This window comes from Burkholderia sp. ABCPW 14 (genome assembly GCF_001523835.1).
Classification (GTDB): domain Bacteria; phylum Pseudomonadota; class Gammaproteobacteria; order Burkholderiales; family Burkholderiaceae; genus Burkholderia; species Burkholderia mayonis.
In genome coordinates this window covers 16571-39156 of sequence record NZ_LOVS01000131.1, presented here as the reverse complement: position 1 = coordinate 39156, position 22586 = coordinate 16571, and the positions used below count along the sequence as shown (strand labels likewise).

Annotated in this window: 23 protein-coding genes; 18 read left to right on the top strand and 5 right to left on the bottom strand. The window is 64.2% G+C overall.

What is annotated here, in order from left to right:
- Positions 1 to 277 precede the first annotated feature (277 nt).
- The 7 genes from zwf to WS62_RS19940 all read left to right on the top strand — a co-directional run bounded on the left by zwf (position 278) and on the right by WS62_RS19940 (position 8231).
- Positions 278 to 1747, top strand: a complete 1470-nt coding sequence (zwf, locus tag WS62_RS19970) for a glucose-6-phosphate dehydrogenase (RefSeq protein WP_066574316.1) — start codon at positions 278 to 280, stop codon at positions 1745 to 1747.
- A 91-nt stretch (positions 1748 to 1838) separates the two neighbouring features.
- Positions 1839 to 2519, top strand: a complete 681-nt coding sequence (gene pgl / locus WS62_RS19965) for a 6-phosphogluconolactonase (protein WP_066574313.1) — start codon at positions 1839 to 1841, stop codon at positions 2517 to 2519.
- Complete coding sequence (locus WS62_RS19960) at positions 2497 to 4422, top strand: bifunctional transcriptional regulator/glucokinase (protein WP_066574310.1); 1926 nt, start codon at positions 2497 to 2499, stop codon at positions 4420 to 4422. Before pgl ends, WS62_RS19960 begins: the two co-directional genes overlap by 23 nt.
- A 383-nt stretch (positions 4423 to 4805) precedes the next feature.
- The gene (locus tag WS62_RS19955) at positions 4806 to 5606 is read left to right on the top strand and encodes a transporter substrate-binding domain-containing protein (protein ID WP_066574308.1); all 801 of its coding nucleotides are present in this window, start codon (positions 4806 to 4808) and stop codon (positions 5604 to 5606) included.
- A 73-nt stretch (positions 5607 to 5679) separates the two neighbouring features.
- On the top strand, positions 5680 to 6339 hold the full coding sequence (locus tag WS62_RS19950) for an amino acid ABC transporter permease (RefSeq protein WP_066574307.1): 660 nt from the start codon (positions 5680 to 5682) through the stop codon (positions 6337 to 6339).
- A gap of 63 nt (positions 6340 to 6402) precedes the next feature.
- Positions 6403 to 7128 (top strand): amino acid ABC transporter ATP-binding protein, encoded by a 726-nt coding sequence (locus WS62_RS19945; protein WP_066574306.1) that lies wholly within the window; start codon positions 6403 to 6405, stop codon positions 7126 to 7128.
- Positions 7129 to 7211: 83 nt separating this feature from the next.
- On the top strand, positions 7212 to 8231 hold the full coding sequence (locus WS62_RS19940) for a D-cysteine desulfhydrase (protein ID WP_066574305.1): 1020 nt from the start codon (positions 7212 to 7214) through the stop codon (positions 8229 to 8231).
- An 81-nt stretch (positions 8232 to 8312) separates the two neighbouring features.
- On the opposite strand, the gene WS62_RS19935 is transcribed toward WS62_RS19940, so the two are convergent.
- The gene (locus WS62_RS19935; RefSeq protein WP_066574303.1) at positions 8313 to 8780 is read right to left on the bottom strand and encodes an Lrp/AsnC family transcriptional regulator; all 468 of its coding nucleotides are present in this window, start codon (positions 8778 to 8780) and stop codon (positions 8313 to 8315) included.
- A 166-nt stretch (positions 8781 to 8946) separates the two neighbouring features.
- On the opposite strand from WS62_RS19935, the gene metC reads away from it, so the two are divergent.
- Positions 8947 to 10134 (top strand): cystathionine beta-lyase, encoded by a 1188-nt coding sequence (gene metC, locus WS62_RS19930; protein ID WP_066574301.1) that lies wholly within the window; start codon positions 8947 to 8949, stop codon positions 10132 to 10134.
- Between the two features lie 103 nt (positions 10135 to 10237).
- Positions 10238 to 10582, top strand: a complete 345-nt coding sequence (locus WS62_RS19925; RefSeq protein WP_059471214.1) for a DUF3088 domain-containing protein — start codon at positions 10238 to 10240, stop codon at positions 10580 to 10582.
- 82 nt (positions 10583 to 10664) lie between these two features.
- Here the strand turns inward: WS62_RS19925 and WS62_RS19920 are convergent, their stop codons facing one another.
- Entirely contained in the window at positions 10665 to 11900 is a 1236-nt protein-coding gene (locus tag WS62_RS19920; protein WP_059471215.1) for a Bcr/CflA family multidrug efflux MFS transporter, read from the bottom strand.
- Positions 11901 to 12200: 300 nt separating this feature from the next.
- Here WS62_RS19920 and WS62_RS19915 point away from each other — a divergent pair, with 300 nt between their 5' ends.
- From WS62_RS19915 to WS62_RS19885, 7 genes are all read left to right on the top strand, one after another.
- Positions 12201 to 12659, top strand: coding sequence for a hypothetical protein (locus tag WS62_RS19915; protein WP_066574299.1), 459 nt, complete (start codon positions 12201 to 12203; stop codon positions 12657 to 12659).
- A 158-nt stretch (positions 12660 to 12817) separates the two neighbouring features.
- Positions 12818 to 14236 (top strand): glutamate-1-semialdehyde 2,1-aminomutase, encoded by a 1419-nt coding sequence (hemL, locus tag WS62_RS19910; RefSeq protein ID WP_442855095.1) that lies wholly within the window; start codon positions 12818 to 12820, stop codon positions 14234 to 14236.
- Between the two features lie 28 nt (positions 14237 to 14264).
- The gene (ribD, locus tag WS62_RS19905; protein ID WP_066574294.1) at positions 14265 to 15401 is read left to right on the top strand and encodes a bifunctional diaminohydroxyphosphoribosylaminopyrimidine deaminase/5-amino-6-(5-phosphoribosylamino)uracil reductase RibD; all 1137 of its coding nucleotides are present in this window, start codon (positions 14265 to 14267) and stop codon (positions 15399 to 15401) included.
- Between the two features lie 14 nt (positions 15402 to 15415).
- Entirely contained in the window at positions 15416 to 16051 is a 636-nt protein-coding gene (locus WS62_RS19900; protein ID WP_066574292.1) for a riboflavin synthase, read from the top strand.
- Between the two features lie 325 nt (positions 16052 to 16376).
- A complete protein-coding gene (locus WS62_RS19895; protein ID WP_156441061.1) occupies positions 16377 to 16913 on the top strand; it encodes a hypothetical protein in 537 nt (178 codons plus the stop codon).
- Positions 16910 to 18049, top strand: coding sequence for a hypothetical protein (locus WS62_RS19890; protein WP_066574286.1), 1140 nt, complete (start codon positions 16910 to 16912; stop codon positions 18047 to 18049). The genes WS62_RS19895 and WS62_RS19890 overlap by 4 nt, the downstream gene beginning before the upstream one ends.
- Before the next feature lie 119 nt (positions 18050 to 18168).
- On the top strand, positions 18169 to 18906 hold the full coding sequence (locus tag WS62_RS19885; RefSeq protein ID WP_156441060.1) for a hypothetical protein: 738 nt from the start codon (positions 18169 to 18171) through the stop codon (positions 18904 to 18906).
- Between the two features lie 42 nt (positions 18907 to 18948).
- Here the strand turns inward: WS62_RS19885 and WS62_RS39050 are convergent, their stop codons facing one another.
- Entirely contained in the window at positions 18949 to 19404 is a 456-nt protein-coding gene (locus WS62_RS39050; RefSeq protein WP_082721122.1) for a winged helix-turn-helix domain-containing protein, read from the bottom strand.
- A 212-nt stretch (positions 19405 to 19616) separates the two neighbouring features.
- Between WS62_RS39050 and WS62_RS36695 the strand changes: the two genes are divergently transcribed.
- On the top strand, positions 19617 to 20345 hold the full coding sequence (locus WS62_RS36695) for a hypothetical protein (RefSeq protein ID WP_156441058.1): 729 nt from the start codon (positions 19617 to 19619) through the stop codon (positions 20343 to 20345).
- Between the two features lie 262 nt (positions 20346 to 20607).
- Here WS62_RS36695 and WS62_RS19870 read toward each other — a convergent pair whose 3' ends face one another.
- Positions 20608 to 20991 carry a type II toxin-antitoxin system death-on-curing family toxin gene (locus WS62_RS19870; protein WP_066574277.1) on the bottom strand — a complete coding sequence of 128 codons (384 nt, stop codon included), beginning with the start codon at positions 20989 to 20991 and terminating at the stop codon, positions 20608 to 20610.
- Complete coding sequence (locus WS62_RS19865; protein ID WP_009889671.1) at positions 20988 to 21215, bottom strand: transcriptional regulator; 228 nt, start codon at positions 21213 to 21215, stop codon at positions 20988 to 20990. Before WS62_RS19865 ends, WS62_RS19870 begins: the two co-directional genes overlap by 4 nt.
- Positions 21216 to 21341: 126 nt before the next feature.
- Here WS62_RS19865 and WS62_RS19860 point away from each other — a divergent pair, with 126 nt between their 5' ends.
- Positions 21342 to 22370 carry a TOTE conflict system archaeo-eukaryotic primase domain-containing protein gene (locus tag WS62_RS19860; protein WP_066574274.1) on the top strand — a complete coding sequence of 343 codons (1029 nt, stop codon included), beginning with the start codon at positions 21342 to 21344 and terminating at the stop codon, positions 22368 to 22370.
- Positions 22371 to 22586 lie beyond the last annotated feature (216 nt).

Here is a 22586-nt window from a genome sequence, read left to right as displayed (position 1 = left end):
TCCTCTTTGGGCTATCCGGTTCCGCCGCCGCGCGGCTCGAACCCGGGGCAGCGACGCGCGCGCACATGCGCTTCATCAATGTCCGATAACATTTCCACGTGCGGCGCTCGCGCCGCACGGCCCGTCCGAAGATCGCGCCTCTTCATGCCGTGCGCTTCTTTTCTTCGTTCGGGAGCTACCCCTTGCGGCGGATTGTAGTTAAACTACAATTCAGTGTCAAAAATATTTTTATCGCACTACGGCCCGCGTCTCGGGCATCCCCAACCGGCGGACACACATGCATACCGATTCGAGCTTCACCTTCGTTCTCTTCGGCGGCACCGGCGATCTGTCGATGCGCAAGATCCTCCCCGCGCTCTTCGAGGCGCACCGTGCGAACATGCTGTCGGAAGCCGGCAGGATCGTCGCCGTGGCCCGCCATGCGGCGGACCGCGACGGCTACCTGCAATGGGTCGACGAGCACGTGAAGCCGCACGCGGCGAAGGCGTCGGGCGGCGCGTTCGACGAATCCGTCTGGCAGAGCTTCCTCGAGCGCATCGTGTACGTAAAGCTCGATCTCGGCCGCGCGGAGGACTACGCGCTGCTGCGCGACGCGGTCGGCCGGCTGTCGGGCATCCGCGTGTTCTATCTGGCGACGGGCCCGTCGCTCTTCGTGCCGATCTGCAAGGCGCTCGCCGCCGTGGGCCTCAACGAAGGCGCGCGGATCGTGCTCGAGAAACCGCTCGGCTACGACCTGCGCTCGTCGAACGCGATCAACGACGCGGTCGGCGAGATCTTCGCAGAAGATCAGATCTACCGGATCGACCACTACCTCGGGAAGGAGCCGGTGCAGAACCTGCTCGCGCTGCGCTTCGGCAATGCGCTCTTCGAGCCGCTGTGGCGCCGCGAATGGGTCGAGAGCATCCAGATCACGATCGCCGAGGAGCTCGGCGTCGAAGCCCGCGGCGATTTCTACGACAATACCGGCGCGCTGCGCGACATGGTGCAGAACCACCTGCTGCAACTCCTGTCGATCGTCGCGATGGAGCCGCCGCACTCGATGGATTCCGATTCGGTCCGCGACGAGAAGCTGCGCGTGTTGCGCGCGCTGAAGCCCGTCGATCCGCGCGACATCGGCAAGGTCGCCGTGCGCGGCCAGTACCACGCGGGCGTGATCAAGGGCGCGCAGGTGCCCGCCTACGCAACCGAGTCCGGCGTGAAGTCCGACAGCCAGACCGAGACGTTCGTCGCGCTGAAGGTCGAGATCGAGAACTGGCGCTGGGCCGGCGTGCCGTTCTTCCTGCGCACCGGCAAGCGGCTCGCCGACCGCGTCGCGGAGATCGTCGTCAACTTCCGTCCGGTGCCGCACTCGGCGCTCGGGCCCACTGCGCTGCGCGCGGGCGCGAACCGCCTCGTGATCCGGCTGCAGCCGAACGAGTCGATTCGTCTGTACTGCCTCGCGAAGCAGCCGGGCGAAGGGATGAACCTCGCGAGCGTGCACCTCGACCTCGCGTTCGACCAGTTCTTCAAGGAAGGCCAGATGGAGGCGTACCAGCGCCTGCTGCTCGATGTGATCAACGGCCGCCTCGCCCTCTTCGTCCGTCGTGACGAGCAGGAAGCCGCATGGCGCTGGGTCGAGCCGATCCTGAACGAATGGGCGCGCTCGGCGAAGCCGCCGAAGCCGTACGCGGCCGGCACCTGGGGCCCCGCCGCCGCGAGCGCGATGCTCGCGCAGCACGGCACCTGCTGGCTCGAAGAAGAAAACTGATGCAAAGCAGCGCGCGTGCGGTTTCGCATGCGCGCCGCTCGATGGTTCCCACTGAATTCATTCAATTCAATAAAGGCAGTCTGGAGGAGAAGTGATCGAGGTTCACGCTTTCGAAAGCCCGCGCGCGCAAACCGAAGCGCTCGCGCAAGCGGTCGGCGAAGCGCTCGCGGCAGCGCTCGCGCTGCGCGCGCGCGCGACGCTCGCGGTGTCGGGCGGCACGAGCCCGCGGCCGTTCCTGCAAACGCTGTCGAGCGCCGCGCTCGACTGGCCGCGGATCGACGTGACGCTCGTCGACGACCGCTGGGTGCCCGACACCGACGACGCAAGCAACGCGAAGCTCGTACACGAGACGCTGCTGCGAAACGCGGCCGCGCACGCGCGCTTCGCGCCGCTCGTCGACCTGCGCGAGTCGCCCGACACGCAGGTCGCCGCGCTCAATCAGAGCCCCGCGCATCCGCTGCCCGACGTCGCCGTGCTCGGCATGGGCGAGGACGGCCACACCGCTTCGATTTTCGCGGACGCGCCCGAATGGGATCACGCGATCGCGACGACCGAGCGCTTCGTCGCCGTCCATCCGGGCGCCGCGCCGCATGCGCGCGTGAGCCTGTCGCTCGACGCGCTGAAGCGCATCGACCGCCTGTTCCTGCTGATCGCGGGAACCCGCAAGCGCGAGGTGCTCGAGGCGGCGGCCGCCGCGCCGCAGAAGAACGCGATTTCGCAACTCGCCAACGACAAGGGGACGAAGCTCGATGTCTACTGGTGTGCAAACTAACGTCGCCGCGGCGAGACAGCACGCCGACGGGCCGCGCCTATTGGCCGACGTCGGCGGCACGAACGCGCGCTTCGCGCTCGAGACGGGCCCGGGCGAGGTCACGCAGATCCGCGTGTACCCGGGCGCCGACTATCCGACGCTCACCGACGCGATCCGCAAGTATCTGAAGGACGTGAAGATCGGCCGCGTGAACCACGCGGCGATCGCGATCGCGAATCCCGTCGACGGCGATCAGGTCCGGATGACGAATCACAACTGGAGCTTCTCGATCGAAGCGACGCGCCGCGCGCTCGGCTTCGACACGCTCCTCGTCGTCAACGATTTCACCGCGCTCGCGATGGCGCTGCCGGGCCTCACCGACGCGCAGCGCGTGCAGATCGGCGGCGGCGCGCGCCGGCAGAGCAGCGTGATCGGCCTGATGGGACCGGGCACGGGGCTCGGCGTGTCGGGGCTCATTCCGGCCGACGACCGCTGGATCGCGCTCGGCAGCGAAGGCGGCCACGCGACGTTCGCGCCGATGGACGAACGCGAGGATCTCGTGCTGCAGTACGCGCGCCACAAGTATCCGCACGTATCGTTCGAGCGCGTGTGCGCGGGCCCGGGCATGGAGATCATCTATCGCGCGCTCGCCGCGCGCGACAAGAAGCGGGTCGCCGCGAACGTCGACACGGCCGACATCGTCGAGCGCGCGCACGCGGGCGATGCGCTCGCGCGCGAGGCGGTGGAGTGCTTCTGCGGGATTCTCGGCACGTTCGCGGGCAACCTCGCGGTAACGCTCGGTGCGCTGGGCGGCATCTACATCGGCGGCGGCGTCGTGCCGAAGCTGGGCGAGCTGTTCATGCGCTCGCCGTTTCGCGCGCGCTTCGAGGCGAAGGGCCGCTTCGAGACCTATCTCGCGAACATCCCGACCTACCTCATCACCGCCGAGTATCCTGCGTTCCTCGGCGTGTCGGCGATCCTCGCCGAGCAGTTGTCGAACCGCACGGGCGGCGCGTCGTCGGCCGTGTTCGAGCGGATCCGGCAGATGCGCGATGCGCTGACGCCCGCCGAGCGGCGCGTCGCCGATCTCGCGCTCAACCATCCGCGCTCGATCATCAACGATCCGATCGTCGACATCGCGCGCAAGGCCGACGTGAGCCAGCCGACCGTCATCCGCTTCTGCCGCTCGCTCGGCTGCCAGGGGCTGTCGGATTTCAAGCTGAAGCTCGCGACGGGCCTGACGGGCACGATTCCGATGAGCCACAGCCAGGTGCATCTGGGCGACACCGCCACCGATTTCGGCGCGAAGGTGCTCGACAACACGGTGTCGGCGATTCTCCAGTTGCGCGAGCATCTGAACTTCGAGCACGTCGAGCAGGCGATCGACATCCTGAACAACGCGCGGCGCATCGAGTTCTACGGGCTCGGCAATTCAAACATCGTCGCGCAGGACGCGCACTACAAGTTCTTCCGCTTCGGAATCCCGACGATCGCGTACGGCGACCTGTACATGCAGGCGGCGTCCGCGGCGCTCCTCGGCAAGGGCGACGTGATCGTCGCGGTGTCGAAGTCGGGCCGCGCGCCGGAGCTCTTGCGCGTACTCGACGTCGCGATGCAGGCGGGCGCGAAGGTGATCGCGATCACGTCGAGCAACACGCCGCTCGCGAAGCGCGCGACGGTCGCGCTCGAGACCGATCACATCGAAATGCGCGAGTCGCAGTTGTCGATGATCTCGCGAATCCTGCATCTCGTGATGATCGACATCCTCGCGGTCGGCGTTGCGATCCGCCGCGCCGCGCCGAACGCGGAACTCGCGGAGGCGATGGCGCGCGCAAAGGTGCGCGCGGGCACGAGTGCGGACGACGAAGCCACCGACGTGCTCGACTGGCTGAGCCATGGCGCGGCGCCCGCCGCGAAAGACTGACGCGAGCCGCGAGCCGCGAGCCGCGAGCCGCAGTAAGCCGGAGCCTTGGGGCTCCGGTTTTTTTTGTGCGACGCATTGCGTGGGGCCGACAGGCTGGCGAATCCTTCGGCCAGTCGCACCCGGTTGCACCCACAGCAGATTGTTTGCGCAACCCTTCGAAGCACTAGAAAAACTTTCCACGCGGCCGCCAAAGTCCGCACTTCTTTGGAAACATTTTCCATTTTGACAAAATTAAGCTTGCCTTCAATCGACTCGCTTTCGTAGCCGCCGGACGACGCCCCGCCCCGCACATCCCGCATGAACCCGCGCGGTGCCGGGATCGCCGTCGAGGCGACGACGCAGCCGTGAAATCAACCGATCAGTTTTTATCAACGGAGATCAAGATGAAGGCATTCAAGCCGATGTTCACGTCAGCAGTCGTCGCCGCGCTCGTGGGCATCGCGACCGCCTCCGCGCACGCGGCCGACCTGCTCGACAGCGTCAAGCAATCCGGCGTGCTCAAGATCGCGCTCGAAGGCACGTACCCGCCGTTCGACTACCGCAACAGCGACGGCCAGCTCGAAGGATTCGACGTCGACGTGGCGAAGGCAGTCGCCGCGCGGCTCGGCGTGAAGCCGCAGTTCATCACGACCGAATGGAGCGGAATCCTCGCCGGCCTGCAGGCGGGCAAGTTCGACGTGATCGTCAACCAAGTTGGGATCACGCCGGCGCGCAAGCAGGCCCTCGACTTCAGCCAGCCGTACGTGTACTCGAGTGTGCAGTTGCTGCAGCGTGAAAACGATTCGCGCGCGTTCAAGTCGCTGAACGACCTGAAGGGCCTCAAGGCGGGGGTCGTGCTGGGCAGCAACTATGCGGATCTCGTGAAGACTGTGCCCGAGGTCGGCCTGCGGACCTATCCCGGCGATGCGGAGATGCTGAGCGATCTCGCAACGGGCCGGATCGACGCGGCCGTGAATGACCACCTGATGCTTTCGTACCTGATCAAGCGCTCGCACCTGCCGCTGCGCACGGGCAACATGATTCCCGGCGCCGACACGCAAATGGGCATTCCGTTCCGCAAGGGTAATCCGAAGTTTGCGAAGGCGATCGACGACGCGCTCGCGGCGATGCGCCAGGACGGCACGCTGAAGAAGATCTCGATGCAGTGGTTCGGCTCCGACACGACAACCCCCAACGCACATTGACCGCAGCAGCCCGCGCGCGCGTCGGCCCGCATTGCGCCGCCGACGCGCCCGGCAACGATCTGGAGACACGTTCATGGAAGCATTCAATCTGATCGTTCACAGCCTTCCCGTCCTGGCGATGGGCGCGGTGCTCACGATCAAATTCGCCGTCGCGTCGATGGTGCTGGGCTTGATCGTCGGCCTCCTGGTCGCGATCGTGCGCATCGGCAACAACAAGCCCCTGTCCGCGATCGCTCAGGGTTACGTTAGCGTGATGCGCGGCACGCCGCTCCTCGTGCAGATGTTCGTCGTCTACTACGGACTGCCCAGCATCGGCATCTCGCTCGATCCAACCTCCGCTGGCATCCTCACCCTCACGCTCAACGCGGGCGCATACCTGTCGGAAAGCATGCGCGGCGCGATCCTCGGCATCGGCCGTGGCCAGTGGGCCGCATCGCACAGTCTCGGCTTCACGCACGTGCAGACGCTGCGCCACGTGATCTGCCCGCAGGCGCTGCGCCTCGCAGTGCCGAGCCTCGGCAACACGCTGATCAGCCTCATCAAGGACACGTCGCTCGTCTCCGTCATCACCGTCACGGAGCTGCTGCGCTCGACGCAGGAAGTGATCGCGTCGACGTTCCAGCCGCTGCCGCTGTATCTCGCCGCCGCCGCGATTTACTGGGTGCTGAGCACGCTGCTCGCGCGACTGCAGGGCCGCATCGAAACGCGCTGCGCGCTGCCGTCGACGCACTGATCGCGCGCCGGCCGTCCGGCTTCCGGACGGCCGCGCGTCCCGCCACTCACGAAGCACCCCGACATGATTACTCTCGACAACGTATCGAAGTGGTACGACAAGCATCAGGTCCTCACCGATTGCAGCGCGGCGGTATCGAAAGGCGAAGTGGTCGTCGTCTGCGGTCCGTCCGGCTCCGGCAAATCGACGCTCATCAAGACGATCAACGGCCTTGAGCCGTTCCAGAAAGGCTGCATCACCGTCGACGGCGCGCGGCTCGACGATCCGTCGGTCAAGCTCGCGCAACTGCGTGCGCGCGTCGGCATGGTGTTCCAGCATTTCGAGCTGTTCCCGCACCTGTCCGTGCTCGAGAACCTCACGCTCGCGCAGATCAAGGTTCTGCGCCGCGCGAAGGACGACGCGCACGACATCGGGCTGCAACTGCTCGACCGCGTCGGGCTGAAGGCGCATGCGCGGAAATTCCCCGGCCAGTTGTCGGGCGGCCAGCAGCAGCGCGTCGCGATCGCGCGTGCGCTGTCGATGAATCCCGTCGCGATGCTGTTCGACGAACCGACGTCCGCGCTCGATCCGGAGATGATCAACGAAGTGCTCGACGTGATGGTCGAGCTCGCTCGCGAAGGGATGACGATGGTCTGCGTCACGCACGAGATGGGCTTTGCGCGCAAGGTCGCGCATCGCGTGCTGTTCATGGATCGCGGCGTGATCGTCGAAGACGCGGCGAGCGACGCGTTCTTCGATACGCCGCGCTCCGAGCGCGCACGCGACTTCCTCGACAAGATCCTGCACTGACCCGCGCCGCATGCCGCCGCCGGCGGCGACACGTCGACCCGACACTTCGACTCGATATCCTCCACCCGACACCTCGACCCGGCATGAACACGACGACGCCTCTTTCAACCCGACTGAGCGCCTTTGCGCGCCTGAACCTGATCGACGCGGCGACGCCGCTGCAACGGCTGCCGCGCCTGTCGGCGCACGTCGGCCGCGACGTCTACGTCAAGCGCGACGATTTCACGTCGCTCGCGATGGGCGGCAACAAGCTGCGCAAGCTCGAGTTTCTCGCCGCGGACGCGATCCGTGAGAAGGCGGACGTGCTCGTGACCGCGGGCGCGATCCAGTCGAATCACGTCCGGCAGACCGCGGCGCTCGCCGCGCAGCTCGGCCTCGATTGCGTCGCGCTGCTCGAGAACCCGATCGGCACCGCACGCGACGACTATCTGCGGAGCGGCAACCGGCTGCTGCTCGATCTGTTCCGCGTGCGCGCGCACGTCGTCGGCAGCCTCGACGACGCGGACCGGCAGCTCGAAGCGGCCGCGCAGCGGCTGCGCGGCGAAGGACGCCGTCCGTACGTGATTCCGATCGGAGGATCGAATGCGCTCGGCGCACTCGGCTACGTGCGCGCGGGTCTCGAGCTCGCGCAGCAGATCCGCGCGGCGGGGCTCGACTTCTCGGCCGTCGCGCTCGCGTCCGGCAGCGCGGGCACGCATGCGGGCCTCGCGTTCGCGCTCTCGCATGCATTGCCGTCGCTGCCCGTGATCGGAGTCACCGTGTCGCGCATCGACGCGGAACAGCGTCCGAAGGTGCAGCAACTGCTCGACCGGACGAGCGAGCTGCTCGACATCGAGACGCCGGCCGACACGCGCATCGATCTGTGGGACGACTACTTCGCGCCGCGCTACGGCGAGCCCAATCGCGCGGGCATCGACGCAGTCCGGCTGCTCGCACGGACCGAGGGGCTGCTGCTCGATCCCGTGTACACGGGCAAGGCGATGGCGGGCCTGCTCGACGGCATCGCGCGCGGCCGCTTCGAAGGAAGCGGCCCGGTGCTGTTCCTGCACACGGGCGGCGCGCCCGCGCTGTTCGCGTATCGCGACGCGTGCGGCACGGATTGATTCGCGAACGCGCGCGCACGTCGCGATCGCGAATCGTGGGCGGCCCACCGGCGATCGTCGTCGGCAGGCCGCGCGCCCGCGTCACTCGGTCGCGACGTAATCGAGCGGCAGCGCGGTCGTGCGCTTGATGACCTCCATCGCGAACGCGGAGCTCACGTCCATCAGCTCGACGCTCTTGATGAGCCGCTTGTAGACGCTGTCGTAGCCGGCGATGTCGGGCACGACGACCTTCAACAAGTAATCGACGTCGCCGCTCATCTGATAGATTTCGATGATCTCCGGAATCGCGCGGACGGCCTCGATGAAGCGCATCGTCCACGCGTCGCCGTGCTGGTTCGAGCGCACCGTTACGAACGCGGTGAGCCCGAGATTCAGCTTCGCCGGATCGCAGAGCACGACCTGCCGGCAGATCACGCCGTCTTCGCGCAGTTTCTGCAGCCTGCGCCAGCATGGCGTCGGCGACAGGTTCACCGCCTTCGCGAGGTCGTTCAGGCTGATCGTCGCGTCCTGTTGCAGCAACGTGAGCATCTGAGCATCGCGTTTGTCCATATCTCCTCCGGATTAGAAAATTTTTCCAATCTTATCCGGATGTGCGCGAATCTTTAAAAACAATTTCCGATCTCGCGCAATTAACATGACTTCACGAACTGCCACGCCGCGACGCGCGGCGCCGCTCGATTCGCCTCGATTGAACAGACGACCAAAGGAACACGCCTTGAACGCCACGCATTCGACCGACACCGTCCTCGCCCACGAGGGCCGCACGCACAGCCAGCTCGGCGCGCCCGTGAACCCGCCCGTCTACCGGCAATCGACGCTGCTCTTCGACAGCGTCGAAGCGCTGAAGCACGCGAGCGGCACGCCGAGCGCCTACGGGCGCGGCGGCAGCCCGACCACACGCGCGCTCGAGACCGCGCTCGCTCGCCTCGAAGGCGCGCATCGCGCGATGCTCACGCCGAGCGGGCTGAGCGCGATCACGACGTCGCTGCTCGCGACGCTCGGTCCCGGCGGCCATCTGCTGATGACGGACTCCGTCTACGACCCGACGCGCGCGTTCTGTGCGGAGACGCTCGCGCGCCTCGGCATCGAGACGACGTACTTCGATCCGTCGATCGGCGCGGACATCGCCGCGCTGATGCGTCCGAATACGCGCGCCGTGTTCGTCGAGTCGCCCGGCTCGCTGACGTTCGAAGTGCAGGACATTCCGGCGATCAGCCGGATCGCGCATCGGCACGACGCGATCGTGCTGATGGACAACACGTGGGCGACGCCGCTCTATTTCCGTTCGTTCGAGCACGGCGTCGACGTGTCGATTCACGCGGCGACGAAGTACATCTCGGGCCACTCCGACGTGCTGATGGGCGCGATCCTGACGACTGACGCGCTCTATCCGAAGATCAACCGCTTCTACCGGCAGCTCGGCATGACCGTGAGCGGCGACGACGCGTATCTCGCGCTGCGCGGGCTGCGCACGCTGTCGGTGCGGCTCGAGCGGCATCAGCGCAATGCGCACGCGCTGACGGAATGGCTCGCCAGGCAGCCCGAAGTCGCCGAGATCCTGTATCCGGCGCGGCCCGGTTCGCCCGGACACGCGCTCTGGCGGCGCGACTTCACGGGCGCGAGCGGACTGTTCGGCGTCGTGCTGCACCCGCAATCGGACGAAGCGCTGCGCGCGATGCTCGACGGGATGACGTGCTTCGGCATGGGCTATAGCTGGGGCGGCTTCGAAAGCCTGATCCTCCGGTCGAACCCGGCGAGCTGTCGCACGGCGACGCAATGGAAACGGGAAGGCCCGCTGCTGCGGATTCACGCGGGCCTCGAACACCCGGACGACATGATCGCCGACCTCGAAGCCGGATTCTCGCGGCTGCGCGCCGCCGCGCCAACTCAGATCGAAGCCTGACCCGCCGCGATGCCGCGCGGGCGGCGGGACGCCCTCACGCGGTGCTCGCGCGTATCGCCGGCGCCTGCCCCAACCCACGTAGTCCAACCTTAGCGAGACAACCATGAAAGACAAACTGTTCATCCTTCGTCCGGGCTTCTACAGCGGCGCGGAAGGCCCGTTCTACTGCGGCGATTCGGTGGCGGTCGAAGGCTTGCTGAGCTTCTTCCCGCAACTGCGCGACGCGGTCGACGTCGAGTACATCGACGCGCCGCGCCCGCGCAACGCGATCGTGGCGCTGATCGGCGAAACCAATCAGTCCGCGCCGGTGATCGTGCTCGGCAACGGCCGGATGCCGAACGACGCGTCGGTCGCCGTTCAGGAGCGCGACGGCACGCGCTTCATCAACGCGCCCGACGATATCCGGCGATATCTGTCGTCGCAGTACGGCGTCGCGCACGCGTCGTGATCGCGCGCGCGACGCGGCCCTTCGCGTCGCGCGGCGGCGAGCCGCGGGGCCGGCGGTTCGCTTGCGAGCCGCCGGCGCTTTTTTACGCGACGTCGACGTTGCTCAGTCGGCCCTTCACCGGCCGGCCGTGCCAGCGCAGCACGAGCATGCGCCCGCCGAAGCACAACAGGCCCGTGACGCCGATCGTCACGCCCATCGCGAACGGCGTGCCGTTGGCGAGCGCGCCGATCGCGACGCTCGCGAGCGCGCCTAGCGCGAGCTGCATCGCGCCGAACACGGCGGCCGCGGCGCCCGCGTTGTGCGGATAGCGGTGCATCAGGTCGGTCGTGCAGTTCGCCGACAGGATGCCGACGACGCCGACGACGAAAAAGAGGCTCGTGACGATCGACCACAGGCCACCCAGCCCCGTGAGCGCGAAGAACGCGACAGCAAGCGACGCCGCGCAGCTCAGCAGCGACGCGGCGGCGATGATCTTCAGCGAGCCGACGCGGCCGACGAGACGCGTGTTCAGGAAGTTGCCGATCATGATGCCGACGACGTTCAGCCCGAACAGCAGCCCGTAATGCTGCGGCGACACGTGGAAGTAGTCGATGTAGACGAACGGCGTCGCGGTGATGTACGCGAACATCGACGCGAACGCCATCCCGCCGCACAGCATGTGGCCCCATGCGACCGGATCGGCGACGATGCGTCCGTACGCGGCGAACGAGCGCAGCACGGCGGCGCTCGCGCGCTTCTCGCGCGGCCAGGTCTCGGGCACGCGCAGGAACGCGGCCGCCGCGCATACCGCGCCGAACAGCGTGAGCACGACGAACACGCCGCGCCAGCCGGAGAAGCGCAGCACCTGCCCGCCGATGAGCGGGGCGAGAAGCGGTCCGACCGCGGTGACGATCGCGACCATCGACAGCACCTTCGCGGCGTCGGCGGGCTCGTGCGCGTCGCGCGCGATCGCGCGCGCGAGCACCGACGCGGCGCCCGCGCCGAACGCCTGCAGGAAGCGGACGACGATCAGCATGTCGATCGACGCGGCGACGAAGCAGCCGACGCTCGCGAGCGTGAAGAGCGCGATGCCGCCGAGCAGCACGGGCCGGCGGCCGTACGTGTCGGACAGCGGTCCGTAGAGCAGCATGCCGATCGAGAAGCCGGCCATGAAGCTCGTCAGCGTGCGCTGCGCGGCGGCGGCACTCACGCCGAAGCCGTCCGCGATCGCGGGGAGGCTCGGCAGATACATGTCGGTGGCGATCGGCCCGCACGCGGCGAGCGCGCCGAGCAACAGGATCAGCCGGCCGTCGGGCCGGCGTCTTGCGACGTGAGACATTGGAATTCCACGGAAGCGGCCGGCGTGCGCCGGTGAGCGCACTGCACGGTCAGGCAGGGAGGGCGGCGGCCGATCGGGCCGACGCGAGGTTTCGATTGTACGCGACCCTTCGTCGGCGTTCTTGACGCGGCCCGGATTGGGCGTCGGCTTGCGCGTTCGGGGCGCCGGCGCTCGCCCTCCACCGGCCACGGCGATTTTCTTGATCCCGCCGCCCTTCGCCCCGCACCGCCGTCGCGCGGCGCCCACGCATCGGTTAAGCTCGCCGTTTTCATTGGACGATTCCGAGCCGAGCTCGCCGACATGACCGCCTTCCTGTTGATCTGGAGCCCCAAGAAATGGCCGTGGCCCGAGCTGCCCGAGATGGCCGCGCGCGTGAAGGCGGGCGAAGCGGTCGCGGACGTCTGGGGCTGCGGCTTCTCGCGCAGCATCCTGCCGGGCGATCGCGTGTTCCTGCACCGCGTCGCGAAGGAGCCGAAGGGTGTGTTCGGCTCCGGCTACGTGACGCGCGGGCCGTACGAAGTGCCCGATCCGGAAATGAAGCGCGGCTATCGGCTTTGCATCGATTTCGTCTACGACTGGCTCGTCGACGGCCATAGCGAAGTCGCGGTCCCGCGCGACGCGCTGCGCGCGCATCCGTTCTCGGTGCAGACGTGGGATGCGCAGACGTCCGGCATCTCGATCAAGCCCGTCGCCGAAGGCGCGCTCGAGAAGCGCTGGGCCGAGCTCACCGGCAAGCGCAAGCCGCCGCGGCGCGCGTAGCCGGCGAGCCAGCCGCCCTTCGTCGCGGCGGCTCGCCGTCGATCCGGCAAATGCGGCGAAGCGAGCCGGCACGAAAAGAATCGGACGAAATCCGGCCCGCGCGCCACCCGGCAAACGCGGGCCGCACCGCCTGTCACGCGCCCGCACCGCCACCAGCCCTGCTCGCGCGCCCAACCGCCGCAGCCCCGGCCGGACCCGCGCCGCGCGTCTCCGGTACAATCAGTCGGATCGATACGCCCGACGCGAGCCGCGGCGCTTCGCCGCTCGCGCGCACTCTCTCGCAGGTCCAATTCATGTCGAATAATCAAACTCTCTTCGAACGCGCCCAGCGAACCATCCCCGGCGGCGTCAATTCGCCGGTGCGGGCATTCCGCTCGGTCGGCGGCACGCCGCGCTTCGTCGCGCGCGCGCAAGGCGCGTACTTCTGGGACGCGGACGACAAGCGCTACATCGACTACATCGGCTCGTGGGGCCCGATGATCGTCGGCCACGTGCATCCGGACGTGCTGGCGGCCGTGCAGCGCGTGCTCGCCGACGGCTTCTCGTTCGGCGCGCCGACCGAAGCCGAGATCGAAATCGCCGAGGAAATCTGCAAGCTCGTGCCGTCGATCGAGCAGGTGCGGATGGTGTCGAGCGGCACCGAGGCGACGATGAGCGCGCTGCGCCTCGCGCGCGGCTTCACCGGCCGCAGCCGGATCGTCAAGTTCGAAGGCTGTTACCACGGCCACGCGGACAGCCTGCTCGTGAAGGCGGGCTCGGGGCTCCTCACGTTCGGCAACCCGACGTCGGCGGGCGTGCCGGCCGACGTCGCGAAGCACACGACCGTCCTCGAATACAACAACGTGGCGGCGCTCGAAGCAGCGTTCGCCGCGTTCGGCAACGAGATCGCCGCGGTGATCGTCGAGCCCGTTGCGGGCAACATGAACCTCGTGCGCGGCACGCCCGAATTCCTGAACGCGCTGCGCGCGCTCTGCACGAAGCACGGCGCCGTGCTGATCTTCGACGAAGTGATGTGCGGCTTCCGCGTCGCGCTCGGCGGCGCGCAGCAGCGCTACGGGATCAAGCCGGACCTCACGTGCCTCGGCAAGGTGATCGGCGGCGGGATGCCGGCCGCCGCGTTCGGCGGTCGCAGCGACATCATGTCGCACCTCGCGCCGCTCGGCGGCGTCTATCAGGCGGGCACGCTGTCGGGCAATCCGATCGCGGTCGCGGCGGGTCTGGCGACGCTCAAGCTGATCCAGGCGCCCGGCTTCCACGACGCGCTCGCGCAGAAGACGCGCCGGCTTGCCGACGGCCTCGCGGCCGAGGCGCGCGCAGCCGGCGTGCCGTTCTCGGCCGATGCGATCGGCGGGATGTTCGGCCTCTACTTCATCGAGCGCGTGCCGGCGAGCTTCGCCGACGTGACGAAGAGCGATGTCGAGCGCTTCAACCGCTTCTTCCATCTGATGCTCGACGAAGGCGTGTACTTCGCGCCGTCCGCGTACGAAGCGGGCTTCGTGTCGAGCGCGCACGACGACGACACGCTCGACGCGACGCTCGCCGCCGCGCGCCGCGCGTTCGCGGCGCTGCGCCCCTGAACGGCCGGACGACAGACAGGACCCACCGATGTTCTCGGAAAGCGACTTCACCCACATGCAGCGCGCGCTCGCGCTCGCCGCGCGCGGGATGTATACGACGACGCCGAATCCGCGCGTCGGCTGCGTGATCGTCAAGGACGACGTCGTGATCGGCGAGGGCTTCACGCAGCCGGCAGGCCAGGATCACGCGGAAGTGCAGGCGCTGAAGGACGCGCGTGCGCACGGCAGCGACCTGCGCGACGCAACCGTCTACGTGACGCTCGAGCCGTGCAGCCACTTCGGCCGCACGCCGCCGTGCGCGCACGCGCTGATCGACGCGCGCGTCGGCAAGGTCGTCGCGGCGATGGAGGACCCGAACCCGCAGGTGTCCGGGCGCGGCCTCGCGATGCTGCGCGATGCGGGCATCGACGTGCGCTGCGGCCTGCTCGCGCACGAGGCGCACGAACTGAACATCGGCTTCGTGTCGCGGATGACGCGCGGCCGGCCTTGGGTGCGGATGAAGACGGCCGCATCGCTCGACGGGCGCACGGCGCTCGCGTCCGGCGAAAGCAAATGGATCACGGGCGACGCCGCACGCGACGACGGCCACAAATGGCGGGCGCGTGCCTGCGCGATCCTGACGGGCATCGGCACCGTGCGCGAAGACGATCCGCAACTCAACGTGCGCGGCGTCGACACGCCGCGTCAGCCACGCCGCGTGCTGATCGACAGCCGCCTCGATATTCCGCTCTCCGCGCGCCTGCTCGAAGGCGGCTCGCTGCTCATCTTCTGCGGCGCGCTCGACTGGCAGAGCGAAGCGCGCGCGGATGCGCTGCGCGCGCGCGGCGCGGAAATCGTGCCGCTCGCGAACGCGCGCGGCAAGGTCGATCTACCCGCCATGCTCGCCGTGCTCGGCGAACGCGGGATCAACGAGCTGCACGTCGAAGCGGGCCACAAGCTGAACGGCTCGCTGCTGCGCGAGCGCTGCGTCGACGAGCTGCTCGTCTATCTCGCGCCGAGCCTGCTCGGCGCCGACGCGGCCGCGATGTTCGAAGTCGCCGCGCCCGCGTCGCTCGCCGACCGCATGCGGCTCGCGTTTCATAGCGTCGAGCGCGTCGGCGACGACCTGCGCATCCTGGCTCGCTTCGCGAACGCACACGCGAGCGCGTCCCCTACTCACTCATAACGGAACCCGACACGATGTTTACCGGAATCGTCGCGGCAGTCGGCCGCATCGAAACGATCGAGCCGATCGCCTCCTCGCCCGACGCGGGCGTGCGCCTCACGTTGCGCGCGGGCGGGCTCGACCTTGCCGACGTCGCGCTCGGCGACAGCATCGCGATCCAGGGCGCGTGCATGACAGTCGTCGCGAAGACGGCCGATACGTTCGACGTCGAGGTGTCGCGCGAAAGCCTGAACAAGACGGTCGGCCTCGCCGAGCCGGGCGAAGTGAACCTCGAAAAAGCGCTGCGCGCGCACGATCGCCTCGGCGGCCACATCGTGTCCGGGCACGTCGACGGCCTCGGCACGGTCACGCGCTTTGCGCCCGTCGGCGAATCGCACGAATTGCGCGTGCTCGCGCCGCGCGAGCTCGGCCGCTACCTCGCGTACAAGGGCTCGATCACCGTCAACGGCGTGAGCCTCACCGTCAATTCGGTCGAGGATCGCGACGACGGCTGCGCATTCTCGATCAACCTGATTCCTCATACGGTCGAAGTGACGACGCTGCGGCATCTGAAGGCCGGCGTGAAGGTCAATCTGGAGATCGACATGATTGCGCGGTACGTGGAGCGGATGCTCAGCACGTCTCAGGACGACCATAAGCCATTGAAATGATTAGATTTTCCTGAATCACTCGTCTACTGGCGTCTCCTTGAGCCCAACTGAATCTACGGTTTTGTGACGGTATTTCTGACGGTATACGGCCGCTTTTTGCGATTCGTATACCGTCACGTCTCCAGAAGACGATGTCCTCGATATACCGAATCCAGCTACCTACCCCATCGGGATCGAAATCGGCGGCGATACGCCGCAAGAGTTCGGACTGATCTGGTCTGCATTTCAACCGCGCAGTCAAGCTCAGTACAAGGGATTTTCCTTTACGCTCGCGATACGTCGCGCTACATTGTTCCCCAAAAATCGCGAGATGCGGGGGGTACGTGTGGAAGAAAAGTTGAGGCTCGTTTTCGAGAACCTTGCTGGTCGTCATCTAATCGACCAACCCCAATTGGACACTTGTTCAAACGCGGCACGAGTTCGTCTCGACGCGCATCACAATTCGCCAACGGAATTCCAGCTTGAGTCCCGTGGCGAAGCCCAGCCCGTCGAACTCGGCTGGACGCCCGCCGACGGCACACTGAAACGCTCGTATCTCAATGCCGACGACGCGAAGCGGGATGGCGCATACGCTATAGCTCTCGCCGCCGTAGAGGAGTTGGAAAACATGGTTGGCGTTGCGCGATGCGAAACCAAGACGGGGGCTGACTACTACGTGATGCCGGTCGGAAGCGATCCAGAGTCCTACTTGGAGGAAGCATACCGCCTGGAGGTCTCTGGGTCAGACAGCGGCGAAACAGACGTTCGATACAGACTCAAACAGAAACGGCAGCAAGCCAAGGAGGGTAAAAGCAGCCTGCCAGCATTTGCCGCTGTCGTCGGCTTTCGCGCGAAACTCATTCTGCTCGAACCTGCGGCATGACCTGGCTAACCTTTCATCGGCTGAGCGAGACAGCGGCGCAGCAGGCGCATGAAGCGCTACGTGCCAACGATAAGGAAAATGCTCGTCAGTTGTTCGCAAAAGCAGCCGAGTTCGAACGTCAGGCCCTCGATGCGCTAGACCCGAGCAAGCGTAAAACGCGCGATATCACGGCAGTAAGTACGGTAGCTCTCCTGTACAAGGCCGGCGAGCTAGATCGCGCCTGTCAACTTGCATACTCTCAGTTGAGCGACAGCGCGTTAGCCGACTTCGCACGTTTCCAACTCGAAGAGATCGTTCAAGCAGTCTTCACCGAACGAGAGAAGCAGAAGTACGACGTCAACTTCTTGCCGGGAATGGTCAACGTCTCAGTCAAAGGCGGTGACGTGCTCCGCGGCGCCGCACCGCTAGACCTGATTGTCGATCGCGTGAAGACGATTCAGGCGATGTTTTATCGCGTAATCGAATGGACAACTGACCGGCCACACCGGAAGGGACCGCCAACCAAGGACGTCACGCAATTATTCCAGCCATGGCTTTTGCAAGATGTGCCGGGAAGCTTCCAATTCTCTGTTGCGATCAAGGCTAGCACACAACTCGAATTGTTCGAAAAGCAGAATCCTGGTGCATCCGACGTCGCGAAGCAGTTTTTGACCGTCGTCCAAACGATTTCCGAGGATGAATCGGGTGACGCGACCAAAGCTCTCATCCAAGATGATAACTATCGGACCACATTTCGGAAGCTCGTCCGAAACATGACGCCCGCTGGGAAAGAGTTCGAAAGTCTCGAATTCCGGTCCGCAGGCGTAGAAGAGGCACCCCGAATCAACGCCATTGCTCGCACCAAAATAGCCAAGGTTATCCGCACCGAACTACCGGCGCCAAACATCGGCGAGCAAGTCGTGGAATTAACCGGCAACCTGCGCGCTGTTGACCTCAACGACGATTGGTTGAAGATTCACGTCCCTGACAAAGGCGAAGAAAAAGTAAGCGGTGTCTCTCAACAGGTCGATGACGTCATCGGCCCCATGGTTAACCGCCAAGTGCTAGTTCGCGCCTTGCGAAATAAATCGGGCAACCTGCGTTTCGTCGACATTGAACTTGCCTCTGAACGCCAAAATGCGATCCCACCCGATTAACTTGCTGGTCAGGAGTGCGTTGCCGAGGCTACGTGTGGTCGCGTTGAGAGTCCTCAACAATGCCTGCACAGAACGACATCGCCATGCACAAAGCTGGAAACGTCTAACGGGGGCGGACCATGCAAGTTCGAAAAACGCCTGACGCGTCGGAATTTCGAGAGCAGCTTATAGGCTTCAACGAGAAGGTGCAACGTCTTGAGCATACTCGGTTCTTCCAAAGCCAAGCTGTCACGTTTAGCTTAAATCGGGTTCGCGCAAAAATCCTGTCTGTAAATCAGGTAATCGACGACGACGGGGATGCAGCGACGGAAATAGAGATGCAAACCGAGGTCAGCGATTTCGATCTACGTCATCTCGATCGGGACAACATCGATGCCTTCACGCTGACCTATCGAATGCTTACCCAAAACAATGACAGATTTAGCATCGGACGCCTCGCCGAGAATTACGAGTTTACTCACCCTTTATTTCACAATGCATTCACGCAGTTGAGGGAACAGAACACGTTATTTCTGTCAACGGGTTCGCCACTTCAACCCGGCGGAGACGCGGTCACGTATCGGGAGATACTGGATACGGTCATATACGGAGAGCTTGCACACAGCAACAAAAAAAAGGCCGCGATGTTTCAACATTGGACGCGCTGGCCAGCGCACGAAAAGTGTCTTTGGCTCGTTTTTGATCATGCATTGCGCTGCTCGATGGAGATCCTCCAACATTTCCGCGATCTGAATGCGGCAACGTTGATGGCGTACTTTGCTGTACCCGTGCGCGAAGAATCTGTCTTTCAGCGTCTCCAAGAAAAGGGCATCATCAGAAAAGATTTGACGTTTTCGGCTACATGCGGAAGCGACTGACGCACACGACACACCCACCTTCTCAATGCCGGTCCATTAGCGTTACCAGGCCACTGGCCTTCCATCACGCTCCCATCGCCGCCATGCCCGGCGTATCATCGATAGACTCCATCCGTACTTGGGGAACAGCCCCATCTCGCGCAGGATGCGCCGCACGTTCGGAATCGACTCGTAGCGTATACCGAACTCCCTTTCAATCAGATCGCGGACCAAGGCAACAGACCAGCGATACTGTGCGAAGCCGTGCTCCTGCGGTTCCTTCCCCCTCACTAGCCTATCCAGACGCAGAAGCTGCTGTTCCGTCAATCGGCTCGGCGGTCCGCGCTTTCCAGCCCTCCACGAGCCAGAATTCTCGGCCAGCATCTTTGCCCACCTCGAAGCGGTCTGTCGAGTAACCCCGAGAGCGCGGACGACCTCTGCCTGAGACGCCCCACGCGCAAGCAATCGCATCCCTTTACGTCGACGTGCCTCGAACTCCGCAGTCTCCTCTTTTCGCATATCGAGCCCGGATATTGTCACTTAATTAGTATATCTCATGCTATGCGCCAAAGTTATTTAGCTCGCATGGCTTCGTCACGATCCGATATCGTTTCAACATCGAAAACACCCATGTTGAACGACTCAAATGCCTCTGACTGCATTGGAAATCGCGCGCGCCACGACTGATGGCAAGCCCCTGAAGTTGTGGGACGGAAGCCAAGGCTGCAGTAATGGCAATGGATAGTGCACACCTCGGAGATTGGGCAGTTAGATTTTTTCCTGGAAAGAGCACGAGCGCGCAAATCGCCGAACAGCAAATTCAAGACTTATTACAGAAAGCTGGAGAAGCGCAAGGAGCCCATATCGTCGGGTTTCATCAAACCGGGGACCGCGGTTCGATCGCGCAACGCATACGGGCTCACTTCCGGTTTCGTTGGGGCGATGCCGAAACGCTCTGGAGTGTAGGTACCGAGGCAACGACGTTCCAAACATACCTATCAACGGTCCTCATTGAGGAAAATTCTTGTCGGGAGCACATCAGGCCGCGTGGAAAAAGCTCACCGTTGATATTTCCGGGGAATATTTTTTCTCGATTGCCCGAACATCCCGACATTTGGGGTGAATGTGAGATGTGGGGGCGCGAAGAGAACCACTTCGAGCGACTCGCCAAAAAGATTAAGCGCTTCGCGAACGATCATACGAAAGCTAATCAGCCAAAGCAGCCGACATATATGGTTGATCGCACAGGATTGGTTTGGAAGGATGCGGGCCCATATCATGCAAAGACCCCCTTCCCTCGCCGCTGGAAATATTCCACCGAACTGGAGGACATGTTTCACTATGATGTTGAGCACGAAAACGGAAACGCGTTCAACCTCACTGATTCGAGCGGCACCATTATCGCAGTGAAGGCCACTAAGCATGTAAATATCGACTGCCACGGCTATCGGTCGCACTGAGTGCCGACCAAGGGGTAGTGCGTTCACATTCGCTTTCGTTCGTAGTTGTCCACCAACGACTCTCTACAGCCACAACGACACGACGGTATTTCTGACGGTATACCGAGCATCGTTGAGCGCCACCGCTATACTGGGCAAGCGTCTCCAGCCAGACTCAACATAATTGCGCGGTACACCGAAAGAATGCTGTCGTCGGCGTCACCCATGGGACGCCCGTAACTGGTTAAACCAGCGCGAGTGTCGAGTTTAATCGTCCGCCGACTTACTCGGCGATCCGCTTCCTGAACCACTCCGCCAACGCAGCTTCGTCGAACGTGCTAGCAGCAACCATTTCCATGGTCCTAACGGCGTCGGCTGGATCAAACTTCAGCCGAAAGCCGTTGTCTGCCAGGAAAAGACGCGCAACCACCCAAGCGGTTCTCTTGTTGCCGTCCGTAAAGCCATGATTCCGCGCTAACCCACAGGCATATGCGGCGGCGAGCGCCGCCGCGTCCGCACTCGCATAAACATCGAGATTCTGCGGCCGTGCCAGTGCCGACTCCACCGCTCCCTTGTCGCGCACACCATCGAGCCCGCCATGCTCTGCAAGCTGGCGATCATGGATTGCGTAAGTCAGGTCCGCACGCACCCAGCGCCATACTGTCATTTGGCTAGTGCCCGCAGAATATCGCGGTCATCGTGCATGATCTCTTCCGCCAACTTCATCTGGCGTTCAAAATCCGGGTTGTACGGCGTAATCCGGTAGCCGCCTTCGGGTGCCTCGGTCAGATACACGGTATCGCCTTTCTGCACCTTGAGCCGCGCCATCGCCTCCTTGGTAAGAATGAAACCGGCCGAAGCCCCGACAGTTGTGACCTTGAAAGTAAGCATGGCGCCCTCCTTACTATATAACGATCATTATATAGCAATTGCCTACCCAAAGGACAAGGATTGAACGACTCTCCAACAGTTCGTGTTTAGGGACAGAAAGGTGGCCATCCCGTTCGCGGCGCCGACATGGCACCCGAGATTAGCGAACTGGAGCGTTTGCGCGCCGAAAGCGCGCGGCTCCGTGCCTTGCTCGATGCGCACGGCATCGACTTCCAACGGTCGTTGGCAGAGCCAGTTGTCCCGCAGCAGTCCAAGGCGTCTCGGCTTAGCACGGACGAGAAAATCGTTCTGTTTCGCCGGCTGATTCAAGGTCGTACCGACGTTTATCCGATCAGATGGCAGAGCAAGGCTGGCAAATCAGGCTCCTCACCCGCTTGTGCCAACGAGTGGAGACCCTGTATTTGTGAGAAACCCCGAATCAAATGCTCCGACTGCGGCCACCGCCTCCTGATATCGTTGTCCGACCAGATCATCTACGACCACCTCGCTGGTAGGCACACGATTGGTGTCTACCCCTTGCTGGCTGACGATACCTGTCATTTTCTTGCCGTCGATTTCGATGACGCCGACTGGCGAGAAGATGCCCAGGCTTTCAGGTCGTCATGCACCGAACTAGGCGTACCGGCTGCGCTGGAAATCTCGCGATCCGGCAACGGCGCGCACATCTGGATTTTCTTCCGGTCAGCGGTACCTGGACGGGATGCGCGGCGCCTAGGCACCGCGATCATCAGCCATACATGCGCGCGAACGCGGCAACTGAAGCTGGCGTCCTACGACCGCCTCTTCCCTAATCAGGACACGATACCGAAGGGTGGCTTCGGCAATCTGATTGCACTTCCTCTGCAAAAGACGCCACGCGAGCAGGATTGCAGTGTTTTCGTCGACGAGGACTTCCAGCCCTACACGGACCAATGGACCTATCTGTCGTCGATCCGGTCGATGGCACCGGAGTCTATCGAGCGGGCCGTCATGGATGCTACCGGCGGTACGCATCCTCTCGACGTAACCTTCATTACAGAGAAGAACCAGCAGAAACCGTGGAAAACGCGCAGAAACCAGCAAGACACACTGCCGGGTCCGATGCCGGCTTCGCTCTCTGTCACCGCAGCCAATCTCGTCTATTTCGAAAAGCACGCGTCCCGCAATCTCTGCTAAACCGGTTGATCCGTCTCACCGCCTTTCCAAATCCCGAATTTTTCAAGGCCCAGGCAATGCGTTTCCCTGTCTGGGACAAACCACGGATTATCGGTTGTGCGGAAAACCACCCGAAGCACATCGCGTTATTGCGCGGTATGTCGAGCGGATGATGAACGCGCCGAAGTAACCGTGAACCGGCGCGGCGCGCGGTGTTCCGCGGGGCGCGATGCGTGT

What these genes read in the sequence shown, in the direction of transcription:
- WS62_RS19960 (WP_066574310.1), top strand. Translation starts at nt 2,497, where the DNA reads ATGTCTACTGGTGTGCAAACTAACGTCGCCGCGGCGAGACAGCACGCC.
- WS62_RS19860 (WP_066574274.1), top strand. Translation starts at nt 21,342, where the DNA reads ATGGCACCCGAGATTAGCGAACTGGAGCGTTTGCGCGCCGAAAGCGCG.
- zwf (WP_066574316.1), top strand. Translation starts at nt 278, where the DNA reads ATGCATACCGATTCGAGCTTCACCTTCGTTCTCTTCGGCGGCACCGGC.
- WS62_RS19920 (WP_059471215.1), bottom strand. Translation starts at nt 11,900, where the DNA reads ATGTCTCACGTCGCAAGACGCCGGCCCGACGGCCGGCTGATCCTGTTG.
- WS62_RS19940 (WP_066574305.1), top strand. Translation starts at nt 7,212, where the DNA reads ATGAACACGACGACGCCTCTTTCAACCCGACTGAGCGCCTTTGCGCGC.
- WS62_RS39050 (WP_082721122.1), bottom strand. Translation starts at nt 19,404, where the DNA reads ATGCGAAAAGAGGAGACTGCGGAGTTCGAGGCACGTCGACGTAAAGGG.
- WS62_RS19885 (WP_156441060.1), top strand. Translation starts at nt 18,169, where the DNA reads ATGCAAGTTCGAAAAACGCCTGACGCGTCGGAATTTCGAGAGCAGCTT.
- WS62_RS19870 (WP_066574277.1), bottom strand. Translation starts at nt 20,991, where the DNA reads ATGACAGTATGGCGCTGGGTGCGTGCGGACCTGACTTACGCAATCCAT.
- WS62_RS19950 (WP_066574307.1), top strand. Translation starts at nt 5,680, where the DNA reads ATGGAAGCATTCAATCTGATCGTTCACAGCCTTCCCGTCCTGGCGATG.
- WS62_RS36695 (WP_156441058.1), top strand. Translation starts at nt 19,617, where the DNA reads ATGGCAATGGATAGTGCACACCTCGGAGATTGGGCAGTTAGATTTTTT.
- WS62_RS19890 (WP_066574286.1), top strand. Translation starts at nt 16,910, where the DNA reads ATGACCTGGCTAACCTTTCATCGGCTGAGCGAGACAGCGGCGCAGCAG.
- WS62_RS19935 (WP_066574303.1), bottom strand. Translation starts at nt 8,780, where the DNA reads ATGGACAAACGCGATGCTCAGATGCTCACGTTGCTGCAACAGGACGCG.
- ribD (WP_066574294.1), top strand. Translation starts at nt 14,265, where the DNA reads ATGTTCTCGGAAAGCGACTTCACCCACATGCAGCGCGCGCTCGCGCTC.
- WS62_RS19945 (WP_066574306.1), top strand. Translation starts at nt 6,403, where the DNA reads ATGATTACTCTCGACAACGTATCGAAGTGGTACGACAAGCATCAGGTC.
- WS62_RS19900 (WP_066574292.1), top strand. Translation starts at nt 15,416, where the DNA reads ATGTTTACCGGAATCGTCGCGGCAGTCGGCCGCATCGAAACGATCGAG.
- WS62_RS19865 (WP_009889671.1), bottom strand. Translation starts at nt 21,215, where the DNA reads ATGCTTACTTTCAAGGTCACAACTGTCGGGGCTTCGGCCGGTTTCATT.
- WS62_RS19925 (WP_059471214.1), top strand. Translation starts at nt 10,238, where the DNA reads ATGAAAGACAAACTGTTCATCCTTCGTCCGGGCTTCTACAGCGGCGCG.
- WS62_RS19955 (WP_066574308.1), top strand. Translation starts at nt 4,806, where the DNA reads ATGAAGGCATTCAAGCCGATGTTCACGTCAGCAGTCGTCGCCGCGCTC.
- WS62_RS19915 (WP_066574299.1), top strand. Translation starts at nt 12,201, where the DNA reads ATGACCGCCTTCCTGTTGATCTGGAGCCCCAAGAAATGGCCGTGGCCC.